A 12,493-nucleotide genomic window follows, 5' to 3' on the forward strand; every position below is an offset into this window, starting at 1 on the left:
AAATCTACTTCTTGATCTAACGATCAGATAGCTATTGAATGATACATTTACTCTATTATAAAGAGAGTACTGGTCTTTAAATCCCTCTCCCTAAGTAGGTCATAGTTTGGTTTCAAATAAACTGGATGTTCGGCCAGTACGAGAAATCTACTTCTTGATCTAACGATCAGATAGCTATTGAATGATACATTTACTCTATTATAAAGAGAGTACTGGTCTTTAAATCCCTCTCCCTATGAAGTACGTCACTACAATCACTGATGAAGCTGTTTTATTAACTTTGAAATTCGCCAAACACTACGGACCTCTGAGATGTATAAGGGAAAGAGCCCATAGCCTTTTATTGAGCAATCGTGGCTTTACCCTTGAGCAAATTGCCGAAATACTTGAAATTAGATATCAAACTGCTTCTCAGTGGATTGATGATTGGGAAGAATATGGTATTCGTGCCTTGTACAAGGGGCATGGTGGCGGTAGGCCGTGCATATATGACGAATCCGAAGTGCAACGCATAAAAGAATTAGTGGCTGAAGAGCCTCGTCGCTTATCGTATGTCAAATCCAAGATCGAGGATGAAACCGGTAAATCTTCATCAAAAATTACTCTGGCAAACATTGTAAAAAAGCAGGGCTGGTTTACAAAAGACTCCGTAAATCATGCAAACATAAACGGGACGAAGAGCAATTCCATGACTGTAAAACTGCTCTGAAAGATGCCCAGGAAGCCGAGAGCAAAGGGTTAATCAATTTATTTTATTTTGATGAGTCCGGCTTTACCCAGGAACCTTGTGTGCCATACGGTTGGCAGGAAAAAGGAAAGCAGCTCAGAATACCATCAGTCAAAAGTAAACGCATCAACGTACTGGGGTTTATGAACCGAAGCTGTGAGCTATTTCATTATCCTGTTGTGGGTTCAGTGAATAGCGATACGGTGATTGCGGCCTTTGATGACTTTGCAGAGAAAATGGCAGATGAAAAATACAGCTCAAATGATCGTTACACGGTAGTTATGGTGGATAATGCCAGCATTCACACCAGCAAAAAGTTTTGTGCCAGAATTGATGACTGGATGATTGAAAAGAAATTGCTGGTCTGCTTTCTGCCAACATATTCACCTGAGCTCAACCTGATTGAAATCCTGTGGAGGAAAATAAAGTATGAATGGCTCAACCTCTTGTCAATCAAGAGCTTTGCGGAATTTGAAAAAGAAGTTGAACGGGTGCTTTTTTCATTTGGAGAGGAGTATATGATCTCATTTTCTAATACTGTCCGACTGGATGGTTAAATTATTCGAAAGCAATCTATACACTACTTATCTATATCTTTTTCATCTGTTTGGAAAGGTTCCTGCCAATCTTCGTGATCGAGTGCTAACTGAATGGTAGCTAGTACTATGCAAGTATCACAGCCTTCAGCAGCTGATAGCGTCTGTTGGTTTTGATATTGCTTCTTTTCACAGCTTTCACAAAGGATAGCCTTTGCCTGATGGCAGATGATTAATAAAATTGGGAATATTATTGTATATAATGAAAATAATTTGGACATGTGCTATTTACTCAGCCTATTTGTACGTGTCATTAAGAATTTTATGATTTTCTATGGGGTTGTCATATGCCTGAAAAGCTTTAACTTCATCATGAGTATAGCGGGGTTTGGATCTACAGTTTGTAATAGAAAAACGCAGAAGTCATAGAGTGGGAGGAACCTTTGAGCAAGAGCAAATTGATGGCTGTCCTATAAACCCACACCCATCAAATACACATTATTAGCTGTATACTTGCAGTTTTTTGTCATCCATCAATTAGGTGTTGATATTTTTGAAAAAAGTTGGAGGGTGTCCCCAACCCCTTTCTCTGAAACTCACAAAGGAATATCAGCAAAGCTTGCATTCGCCCAACATATCTATCAATAGTTAACTGGTCAAAATTAAAATAACCGGGTTTAAAAAAACAACACGCAAATCCATTGAAAGAGAACGAAACACCAACAAAATGACAATTAATTACATCTTCAGCTCCCTGAATATAAAGACTGTTTTTATTATAAACAAAATACATCGAAATTCCTCCAGACCCAAGATCAGTCACCAATGAGCGACAAACAGGCATTGCAAACTGTATACAACTCATACCTGCCCTCTGACAATAATCATGCAAAAAATTCGTGCAATTATTAATATTTAAAGTTGTATGCGATTTTAAGTACAGTTTTATTTCAGATGAAGCGTGAGGTAACAAAAAACAAACACGTGATTCATTTTTGCTTTCTGAACTATGCATGGTCTGTTCTACTATATTTTTTTCCATACCATTTATCAATCTCATAATGTCTAAAAAGGCATATGACCGTTCTTCATCGCTACTGTCATGAGAGTGGATTTCTAAAAAAAAAGGACAGCGCTTATTCCATGGAGAACCATCAGCACATTGGTAGCCATAAAATAAAATGTTTTGTGGAAAGTTTCTAAAAAATAATGATTTTTTAACCTGGTTATAATTACCTAACTCTTTTCTCCAATCAGTAATAACAAATTTATCAGGGTACACAGTAGCTAGACGCAGACATCCCTCACATAGCACTCCTATAGAGTTTGGAAATATTGGGATAACTCGATTGGAAGGTTTAATACAGTAAGCTTCCCAAAAAACACCAAAAGAAAGGGGAGTCCAAAAATAGAAAACTAAAATTAAAAGAATTGTAAATTTTTTTAACATCACACTTTCCCTACCTCATTCATATGAACTACTTGATTGCGCAGTAAGCGGTAGATATAGAGATAGATTTCTTGCCTTCAGCTACTATAGATCAAGCAGCACCTTTTTCTCCAGAAGAGGTTTGGAAACCGGGGCGGGTCTTGAATTTTGACTGGCATAGGTGTTTGAAGATTCAAGACCCTACCCCTAACATGTGTTTTGGAAAGTGGATTTTTTGGGATGTTCATGGGATTGGATTGGTTGCTAGCCCCAGGGGAAATCCTGTCAAATGATGATATTTTTATAGGTATGGAAAGGGCTAAAAACCCGCTAAGATAGTCAAAAAGGCACTTTAGGCACGGAATTAACTTGAAAAATCATATCTACTTCCTGAGTCGATTGAGGCTCAGGCGGTCATTCGAAGGAGTGGCCACCTGGTTAGAGTTATCTGATCAGGACACAATCATTGAAGAATGCAAAAAGGTCTACCCGTAGACACCATCGCAACCGTTTAAAAAAGGCCAGAAAGAAATACTGGGGAGGCATGGCATCGAGAAATTCAAAGTCGATCAGTTCATGCGCTAGAACCCCCTGCCTATGCTCTTGCTGGATGTGTGGAAATCAGAGAAAGCTCTGTGGGCTGACCAAGCAAGAAAAAGTGGCAAATGAAGTTTTCTGTTCCTACTATTCGGAATTGAAACCCTAACATTCAGAGAATCACATGAAACTGATAGAGGGCTATTACAGCAAAGACATTTTCTAGTTTATTTCAAACTGGAAAATGAATATGTCTACCTATAACAAGATAATAGATAGAGACAAAAATAGCTGAATCCGGAGAAAGTATAGAAGAAAGGATCAATACTGGCCTGGCACTGGAAGTACTCCCAAGTGGTGGGTAAAGCTGTATATGACCAGACCAAAGCGCAGAAAAATCAAAGCTCTTTGTAAGGAAATAAATCGCGGAGCTGATCCTGATAGCTTGATTTTTCCTTTAGGAAACCGTAAGCCTCATGAGTACTACTGGTGATAGCGGAAACCGGGGGCGGGTCTTGAATCGTGCAAACCATATTCTGACCCTTAACTCGCCTTCTAAATCGCCTATTGCGCTGGCCATCTGAACAGAAGCCCTGCGTTGAAGTTCCTTGCCATAACCAGGAAGGCATATCGCTGCTGCGGCTATGCCTCGTCACTTTGTCCGGTGTAACTAAGCGTTAATATCTATATAAGATAAGCACCTCGTTCCCAGCGTCCCGAGGGTTTCGCGACAACCTCTCCCCGCTGGGAATGCATACGGGTATTTCAACTTATTCAATAACTGCATGGATATTCACGCTTCCCTACACTAGGGGCTTGTCTTTTCCTTCAGCTAGCCGTGCTTATAGCGGGTTGGAATGTTTGATGGGTGAAAGCCACTGGTGGCAAATAAAAGTTGATAAAGGTTATTTATTTGTGCTGAAATAGCAAAAATTTGCATTATAATTGTTGCGTTGGCGGCGACAAACAAGCACATAAACATAATAAATAAATGTAAATGTGCCAGAAAGCGAGATAGCTGCACCTGCATTATCTCGCTTTTTTTGGATCTACAGTTTGTAATAGAAAAACGCAGAAGTCATAGAGTGGGAGGATCCTTTGACCAAGAGAGCCATTCTGGCTTTGGAGGATGGTACCATCTTCCAGGGCACTGCCATCGGAGCCGATGGCGAAACCTGTGGTGAAGTGGTTTTTAATACAGCCATGACAGGCTATCAGGAAATACTCACCGACCCTTCTTATTCCCGTCAGATCGTCACCCTTACTTATCCCCATATTGGCAATACCGGCACTACTCCTCTCGATCAGGAGTCAGAGTCCGTGCATGCCGCCGGCCTTGTTATCAGGGATCTGCCCCTGGTGGCCAGTAACTGGCGCAATAAACAGCCCCTTGCTGAATATCTTAAGTCCAGAAATACCCTTGCTATTGCCGGTGTTGATACCCGTAAATTAACGCGTATTTTACGGGACAAGGGAGCGCAGAAAGGCTGTATCGTTGCCGGGAATGCCATTAACCAGGAGGAGGCCATAAAAAAAGCACAGGCCTTTCCGGGCCTTGAGGGAATGGACCTGGCCAAGGAAGTTACGACGGCAAACAGCTATGACTGGCATGAAGGGATCTGGCAATTGGAATCTGACAGCCATCGAAGGGGTGGGCAGTTTGCCTGGCATATTGTGGCCTATGACTTTGGTGTGAAGCGCAATATTTTGAGGATGCTGGTGGAAAGGGGGTGTCGGATCACGGTGGTACCGGCACAAACGCCAGCCAAGGATGTGTTGGCAATGAACCCTGATGGTGTCTTTTTGTCCAATGGTCCTGGAGACCCGGAACCCTGTAGCTATGCTATAGAGGCCATTCAGCAAATTCTGGAGCGGCGGTTGCCGGTATTCGGTATTTGTCTCGGGCATCAATTGTTGGCATTGGCCAGTGGTGCCACAACAGAAAAAATGAAATTTGGTCATCATGGTGCTAACCACCCGGTGCAGGATCTTGATACCGGTGCTGTGATGATAACCAGCCAGAACCATGGTTTTGCTGTGTCAGAGCACTCATTGCCTGACTGCTTAAGAGCAACCCATAAGTCACTGTTTGATGGCAGCCTGCAGGGGATAGAGCGGGTGGACACACCGGCCTTTAGTTTTCAGGGACATCCGGAAGCCAGCCCTGGCCCTCATGATGTGGCGGTTCTCTTTGACCGTTTTGTGACCATGCTTCAGTGTGGCTCCAGAAGGGGTTAACCCGAATATTTCAGGATTGATGCGAGAATAACCATGCCAAAACGAACTGATATCGACAGTATCCTGATATTGGGTGCGGGTCCTATTGTCATAGGTCAGGCCTGTGAGTTCGACTACTCTGGAGCCCAGGCCTGTAAAGCCCTGAAAGAGGAGGGATACCGGGTTATTCTGGTGAACTCCAACCCCGCCACCATCATGACAGACCCCAGTATGGCGGATGCCACCTATATTGAGCCAATCCGCTGGGAAACCGTTGAAAAGATTATTGAACAGGAAAAGCCAGATGCCATCCTTCCTACCATGGGAGGGCAGACTGCGCTGAACTGCGCCCTGGATTTATTCCATAAAGGGGTTTTGGAAAAGCATCAGATCACAATGATCGGTGCTAACCGGGATGCCATTGATAAGGCTGAAGACCGGGAGTTGTTTGACCGGGCCATGAAAAATATTGGCCTTGAAACGCCGAATTCTGGCATCGCCCATTCTATGGATGATGCCTTTGCCGTGCTTGAGCTGGTAGGCTTTCCCTGCATAATCCGCCCCTCTTTTACCATGGGAGGTTCTGGCGGGGGCATCGCTTATAACAAAGAAGAGTTTGAGGAGATCTGCAAAAGAGGGTTGGATCTTTCACCCACCAGTGAACTGTTGATTGATGAATCCCTGATCGGCTGGAAAGAGTACGAGATGGAGGTGGTTCGTGATAGAAACGACAACTGCATTATTGTTTGCGCCATTGAGAACTTTGACCCAATGGGGGTTCATACCGGTGACTCAATTACCGTGGCGCCCGCGCAGACCTTAACGGATAAGGAATATCAGATTATGCGCAATGCCTCCATTGCGGTATTGCGTGAGATCGGTGTTGAAACCGGGGGTTCTAATGTCCAGTTCGGGATATGTCCTGATACCGGTCGCATGGTGGTGATAGAGATGAACCCCAGAGTTTCCCGTTCCTCTGCCCTGGCTTCCAAGGCAACCGGGTTTCCCATTGCCAAGGTGGCGGCAAAACTGGCAGTGGGGTACACCCTGGATGAGTTGCGCAATGATATCACCGGTGGCTTGGTGCCGGCTTCCTTTGAGCCTGCCATTGACTACGTTGTGACTAAAATTCCCCGCTTTGCCTTTGAGAAATTTCCCAGGGCAGATTCACGGCTGACCACCCAGATGAAGTCTGTGGGTGAGGTAATGGCTATTGGTCGTACGTTTCAGGAGTCCGTTCAGAAAGCGCTACGTGGGCTGGAAACCGGAGCCACCGGTTTTACACCCAGGGTGGATACAAAGGCAGAAGATGTGCTGGACACTATTCGGGCTGAACTGGTGACACCCAGGGCTGACCGGATTTTCTATGTGGCAGATGCTTTCCGGGCGGGTATGTCTGTGGAGGATATCTTTCAGGCCTGCCAGATTGATCCCTGGTTCCTGGTTCAGATTGAAGACCTGGTCAATGAAGAACGGAATCTTGCCGGGTTAGGGTTGATAGAGCTTGATGCAGAGTTGCTGTTCAGGCTCAAGCAAAAAGGCTTTAGTGATGCACGCCTGGCGCAGTTGCTAAACGTCAAGGAAGCGGACCTTCGTCGGCACCGCCTTGAGCTGGGTATCAAGCCTGTCTACAAGCGAGTGGATACCTGTAGTGCCGAGTTTGAGGCCACCACGGCTTATATGTATTCCACCTTTGAAGAAGAATGTGAATCCCAGCCATCAGATAACAAAAAAATTATGGTGATTGGTGGTGGGCCTAACCGGATTGGCCAGGGGATAGAGTTCGATTACTGCTGTGTTCATGCGGCCCTGGCGGCCCGGGAAGATGGTTATGAAACCATCATGGTTAACTGTAATCCGGAAACTGTATCCACAGACTATGACACCTCTGACCGGCTCTACTTTGAACCGGTTACCCTGGAGGATGTGCTCTCCATTATTCAGGTGGAAAAACCTTTTGGGGTCATCGTTCAATACGGCGGGCAGACGCCATTAAAGTTAGCCCGGGATCTGGAGGCAGAGGGTGTGCCCATTATTGGCACCAGCCCGGAGGCCATTGATCAGGCAGAAGACCGTGAGCGCTTTCAACAGATGATCTCTCGTCTTGGACTGTTGCAGCCAGATAACGCCACGGCCCGATCCGCTGAAGATGCCATTAAGAAAGCGGCAGACATTGGTTATCCGCTGGTGGTGCGGCCCTCCTATGTTTTGGGTGGCAGGGCTATGGAGATCGTTGCAGACAAGGCAAGTTTAAATCGCTACATGACTGAGGCGGTTCAGGTTTCCAATGACAGTCCGGTATTACTGGATTATTTCCTGAACCGTGCGGTGGAAATTGATGTGGATGCCGTCTGTGATGGCAAGCAGGTGGTGATCGGTGCCATTATGCAGCATATCGAGCAGGCGGGTATTCATTCGGGAGATTCCGGTTGCTCATTGCCTCCCTATAGCTTAAGTCCCGGAATACAGGATGAAATTCGCCGACAAGTCACCAGCATGGCACTGGAGCTGGGTGTTATTGGATTGATGAATGTCCAGCTGGCTATCCAGGATGGCAAGATCTATGTTATTGAGGTAAATCCCAGGGCATCAAGAACCGTACCTTTTGTATCCAAATGTATTGGTCGTTCACTGGCAAAAGTTGCGGCCAGGGTCATGATGGGGAAAAGTCTGGAAGAGGTGGGGTTTACGGAAGAAATTATTCCACCCTATTACTGTGTCAAAGAGGCTATATTTCCATTCAATAAATTCCCGGGGGTTGACCCTGTCCTTGGGCCAGAGATGAAATCCACCGGTGAGGTGATGGGGGTGGGTGCCTCTTTCCCTGAGGCTTATCATAAAGCGCAGCTTGCTGCTAAAATGCAATTGCCAAAAAAAGGGCGAGTGATTATCAGTGTTCGGGATTTTGACAAGCCTGAAGTGCCGATGTTAGCCCGGCTACTCATGGATACTGGTTTTGAGTTACTGGCCACCAGGGGGACTGCCAAGGTAATAGAAGAAGCGGGTCTGCCTGTGAAAGCGGTCAATAAAGTGAAGCAGGGACGGCCTCATCTGGTGGACATGATTGTCAATGGTGAGATAGCCTTTGTTGTTAATACCACTGATGGTCGCCAGGCCCTATCGGATTCCTATACAATCCGTCGCTCCGCTCTCACCAACAAAGTGCTTTATACCACCACTATGGCGGGTGCGGAAGCTATTGCCAGGGCCATAGCCTTCGGTTCAGAGAAGGTGGTCAGGCGGCTTCAGGATTTACATGCCAAATATGGTTTCTGACCTCAAGGTAAGATTGGATGAATCGAATTCCTATGACTGTGGAGGGCGAAAAAGCCCTCCGTGAAGAGCTCACCCGACTGAAAGGTGTTGAGCGTCCCCGTATCTCCCAGGCTATTGCCGAGGCGAGAGAGCTGGGTGACCTGAAAGAGAATGCTGAATATCATGCTGCCCGTGAGCAACAGGGGTTTGTTGAGGCGCGCATCAAGGATATTGAAGGCAAGCTCTCCCATGCCCAGGTTATCGATATTACCACTATCACCAAAACCGGTAAGGTTATTTTTGGTGTGACTTTACAGCTGGTTAACCTGGAAGATGACCAGGAAGTGGAGTACAAAATTGTCGGGGATGATGAGGCTGATATTAAAGCGAACAAAATCTCTGTGAACTCTCCCATTGCCCGTGCGCTTATCGGCAAGGAAGAAGGTGATGTGGTGGTTGTGAACACACCTTCTGGCCAGGTTGAGTATGAAATTGATGAGGTTCAGCACGTCTGATTGAAGCTGGCAGCTGCTACTTGCTGTGGTAGCTGTCTAAGTCAAATCACGCCACACTGCTTCCCGGTAAAGTGACTGCACATTAACCTTCTTATTGAGCTAATAATGCATTGACTACTTCAAGCATGTGGGCGAAGTCTTCTTTTCCGTTTACTTTTGGTAGCATTGTCCGGTCTATAAGGTATCGTCCATTGACTAACATGGCAGGGATTCTGGTCACTTGAGCCTTTTCAGTGAAATCTGCTAATGATTGAATGGTGCTGTCCTCAACGGGGTTAATCCCCTGGCTTGACAGGTACTCTTTGCAATGGTGCCATTCTTCCAGTGACCCAGGCATAAGTTCGCTGGAGCTGGCCATCATGGGTGGGGCAGTACTACTGGAACCTGTCACTTCTTTCCAGCATTGTATAAATGTACTTGCTATTTCAGTACGTTTTGATTTCACTAACTCTTTCTCATTCCTCCCACATTGCGTTCTGATATTTTGCAAAAACTGAGACCATTGAACATCTTCTATGCTCGCTCCTCTTTGATAATAAAAATCAAGACTGTGATATAAAAGCGCAAAGGGTGAATCATATTTATTATAGAAAGCAGAATTAGTCTCATCACGCTGAAGCCGGTGCACCTTTATTACTTTTGCCTGCTGAAATAAGTTTTTCCAAACTTTTGCTTTTGACAGACCTTGAGTCTCACGCTCTAACTCCTCATCCAGTTTTGAGCAAAGAGGGCAGTTAAGAGAAGTAAATTGAATGACTGTCGACGTTTGAGTTGAACTGCCTGAACCCAGTAAATAATGAAGGGTTTTTGGCAACGCTACTCTGGTCTCAAGCCCCCTGTAGTCTCTGCCTTTTACCGGAATAAGTGCAAAGGTGAGAGATGAGGACAGTAGAGAGATAGTGAAAGCCAAGGTGAACGCTAACCCATGTGTTGCAAACATAGCCAATATCTCTGATGCTTCTTGAAAGCTATTTTATCGGTATAGCTGATGTGGGTTTTTTGGTTAGACTGATTCTTCAGGAAAAATTAAGTGGAAATATCTTCGGGTTAACTTGTTTTTTTGGTCGATAAAAATAGATCATATCTGATGTTATCAGGAAGAAAGTCCACTGATAATCCGCTACCAGTCAGGTAGCGGATAAGGGTTCGTTTAAGAAGGGCGGGTTAAATTGGACAGCATAGGGTTCGGCTCTGCCGCTGACTTGTAGATCAGGGCGATCTTGCCAATGGTCTGTACCACTTCAGCTTCGGTTTTTTGGCACAGTTCTACAATCAGCTGCTGTTTCACTTCCCGGTCACCCACAGCAAATTTAACCTTGATCAGTTCATGATCGTCGAGGGCGCGAAGGGTTTCGGTAATAACCCCCTCAGTGAGTCCCTTGTCAGCAACAATGACAACGGGTTTGAGGTTGTGGCCAATGGCACGAAACTGCTTCTTTTTTGCGGCGGTAAGACTCATTTTTTGCAATCCTGGAACGAAAACGGGCGATTTTACGCTGATCTGGCTAAAATTACAGTCCGGGTTGGCAGGCCAATCTCATTTGGCGCTTCAAATAGATTGGGTGAAAGTCTCATATTGACCACAACTAAACACTGCCACCTTTCTCAGGGAATGGTATGACATTGCTTGTAGCAGCCTTGGTGACTTTCTCGCAATAAGTTGCAGCAAATAACTTCCAGCCATTTTCAAACCAGTGGCTCTGAACTAATGACCGAAGCGTCAATATGCCCTGACCACCCGGATTTCTCCAGCGCATACCTGAGCACTTCATCCGCTGGGTAACCAAGGTTTTACAGGCTGCCTCTACCACACCAGAGCCGATCGGAAGGTTATTCGACAAGTGTTCAGCATAGCGCATACGCTGGCGATTTTTTCTGAAATACTCCAGCTCGGTCTTTAATTTTGAGCGGCGCGGATGCTTTTTATGCTGATAAGCCAGGGCTTTAATAATGCGCTCAACCCCATCAAGTTCCTCTTTGAGGACGTGTCGGTAAGTGACAAACTTTTCTTTGGACTTGATGCTGTTTTCTCCATAAGCCTGGTCAAATGCTTTCTTCAGGTGATCGGCTGCGTGGTAGTAATCAATAACCTCAACACCCGCTGGTAGTTCCCGGGAAAGGTATGACCAGTTGTCCTTGGCGCCATCAGCGACTTTGACCAGTGACAGCTGTGGCTTTTGTCGCAACGCTTCTTGCAATAGTGCTGACAAAGACTGCTTGAGTGTGAGTTTTTTAGTTTCTGGCATTCGTCCTATGCGGACTGTTGATAAACGCTCCCCCTGTTGATCGTAAAACGACAAAGTTCCGCAACTGGCCTCCTTGCAACCTGTTGGCCCTTGAGTCCGTTTGCCTTCAGAAGCGCTCCTGGCTCGCTTTTCTACTCGTTTGCCATCTTTCATGGGCAGCATAACGCCATCCAGGGAGGCGGCTACTGTGACCGCATTGGTGGGCACGTTAAGTTTCTCAATAAGCATCTCTTCAAAAGGCTCACGGTGCTGTTCCCACTGAGTATTAAATTGCCTGGGGAAACGAGCAAGACTGCTTTCTGAGGGAGACATACCTCCCATGAGATCAAGGAGGCTTTTTGCTTCACCGGGAGACATTTGAGCAACAACCCAGGCAGCTTGCTTTGCAGCCCGAGGCGTCCAGAAGCCTTCCACGATCCCGGCTTTCAACTCCATGGGCACGATACACGGCTCTTTGCCGTTACGGTAAAGTGTTCGCATAACCCGGACTGAACCAACCGCTGTCTGGTAGGTTTTATAACTGCGCAACACCTGCTTATAAGTGATCCCGCTGACCTCAATAGCTGGGGTATCAATATCAAGCTCAGCCAGCGCCTCTGCTAAAAAATCTTGCTGAGCTTGATTAAAGAGAGCATTAACGGTCTGCTCAAACTCTTCAAAGTGCCTGATAGGATTGCCAGACTCTCGCAGAGCCTGCAATTGGTGGCCTAACCGTTGAATCGCATCACAAGAAATGGTGGCGGCTTCAGTCCGTAGCTGACATACTTCCATGGGGCGGCCTCTCACTGGCAAGGTGTTGTGTGCTATCAACATCATACCTGTGATTGGCTGCCTTCTGTTTAAGCATTGAAAAAATAGCTGCCTACTACTTTCCCCGGTTGGCAAGCTGAAGAAGCTCGGTCAATTTGAGACTTTCACCCAATAGATTCCTTTCGTTGTATAAATTTCAGATCTTTGGGCTTTATAAGCTTATGGGAAAATAATCTAGTACATTGGTACAAATACTGATTTCTGAATACGTGGTGATACTC

At 45.7% G+C, this 12,493-nt stretch carries 10 protein-coding genes; 5 read left to right on the forward strand and 5 right to left on the reverse strand.

Annotated elements, in window-relative coordinates:
• The first annotated feature begins 235 nt into the window (after positions 1-235).
• Both MJ595_RS08060 and MJ595_RS08065 read left to right on the forward strand, forming a co-directional pair.
• Complete coding sequence (locus MJ595_RS08060; protein WP_263078037.1) at positions 236-709, forward strand: helix-turn-helix domain-containing protein; 474 nt, start codon at positions 236-238, stop codon at positions 707-709.
• Positions 631-1,284 carry an IS630 family transposase gene (locus tag MJ595_RS08065; RefSeq protein WP_263322427.1) on the forward strand — a complete coding sequence of 218 codons (654 nt, stop codon included), beginning with the start codon at positions 631-633 and terminating at the stop codon, positions 1,282-1,284. The genes MJ595_RS08060 and MJ595_RS08065 overlap by 79 nt, the downstream gene beginning before the upstream one ends.
• A gap of 23 nt (positions 1,285-1,307) precedes the next feature.
• Here the strand turns inward: MJ595_RS08065 and MJ595_RS08070 are convergent, their stop codons facing one another.
• On the reverse strand, positions 1,308-1,544 hold the full coding sequence (locus tag MJ595_RS08070) for a hypothetical protein (RefSeq protein ID WP_263081934.1): 237 nt from the start codon (positions 1,542-1,544) through the stop codon (positions 1,308-1,310).
• A gap of 245 nt (positions 1,545-1,789) precedes the next feature.
• Positions 1,790-2,716, reverse strand: coding sequence for a hypothetical protein (locus tag MJ595_RS08075; protein ID WP_263081935.1), 927 nt, complete (start codon positions 2,714-2,716; stop codon positions 1,790-1,792).
• 1,611 nt (positions 2,717-4,327) lie between these two features.
• On the opposite strand from MJ595_RS08075, the gene carA reads away from it, so the two are divergent.
• The 3 genes from carA to greA are packed head-to-tail and all read left to right on the forward strand — an operon-like array spanning position 4,328 to position 9,216.
• Positions 4,328-5,467 carry a glutamine-hydrolyzing carbamoyl-phosphate synthase small subunit gene (carA, locus tag MJ595_RS08080; RefSeq protein WP_263081936.1) on the forward strand — a complete coding sequence of 380 codons (1,140 nt, stop codon included), beginning with the start codon at positions 4,328-4,330 and terminating at the stop codon, positions 5,465-5,467.
• 33 nt (positions 5,468-5,500) lie between these two features.
• Entirely contained in the window at positions 5,501-8,722 is a 3,222-nt protein-coding gene (gene carB, locus MJ595_RS08085; RefSeq protein ID WP_263081937.1) for a carbamoyl-phosphate synthase large subunit, read from the forward strand.
• Between the two features lie 17 nt (positions 8,723-8,739).
• A complete protein-coding gene (gene greA, locus MJ595_RS08090; protein ID WP_263081939.1) occupies positions 8,740-9,216 on the forward strand; it encodes a transcription elongation factor GreA in 477 nt (158 codons plus the stop codon).
• A 91-nt stretch (positions 9,217-9,307) separates the two neighbouring features.
• Here greA and MJ595_RS08095 read toward each other — a convergent pair whose 3' ends face one another.
• The 3 genes from MJ595_RS08095 to MJ595_RS08105 form a co-directional block, all read right to left on the reverse strand.
• Positions 9,308-10,156 (reverse strand): hypothetical protein, encoded by an 849-nt coding sequence (locus MJ595_RS08095; RefSeq protein ID WP_263081941.1) that lies wholly within the window; start codon positions 10,154-10,156, stop codon positions 9,308-9,310.
• A gap of 210 nt (positions 10,157-10,366) precedes the next feature.
• Positions 10,367-10,675, reverse strand: a complete 309-nt coding sequence (locus MJ595_RS08100) for a YhbY family RNA-binding protein (protein ID WP_263081943.1) — start codon at positions 10,673-10,675, stop codon at positions 10,367-10,369.
• Positions 10,676-10,802: 127 nt separating this feature from the next.
• Positions 10,803-12,278, reverse strand: coding sequence for a hypothetical protein (locus MJ595_RS08105; RefSeq protein WP_263078329.1), 1,476 nt, complete (start codon positions 12,276-12,278; stop codon positions 10,803-10,805).
• Positions 12,279-12,493 lie beyond the last annotated feature (215 nt).

Source organism: Endozoicomonas sp. Mp262 (assembly GCF_025643335.1).
Lineage (GTDB): Bacteria > Pseudomonadota > Gammaproteobacteria > Pseudomonadales > Endozoicomonadaceae > Endonucleibacter.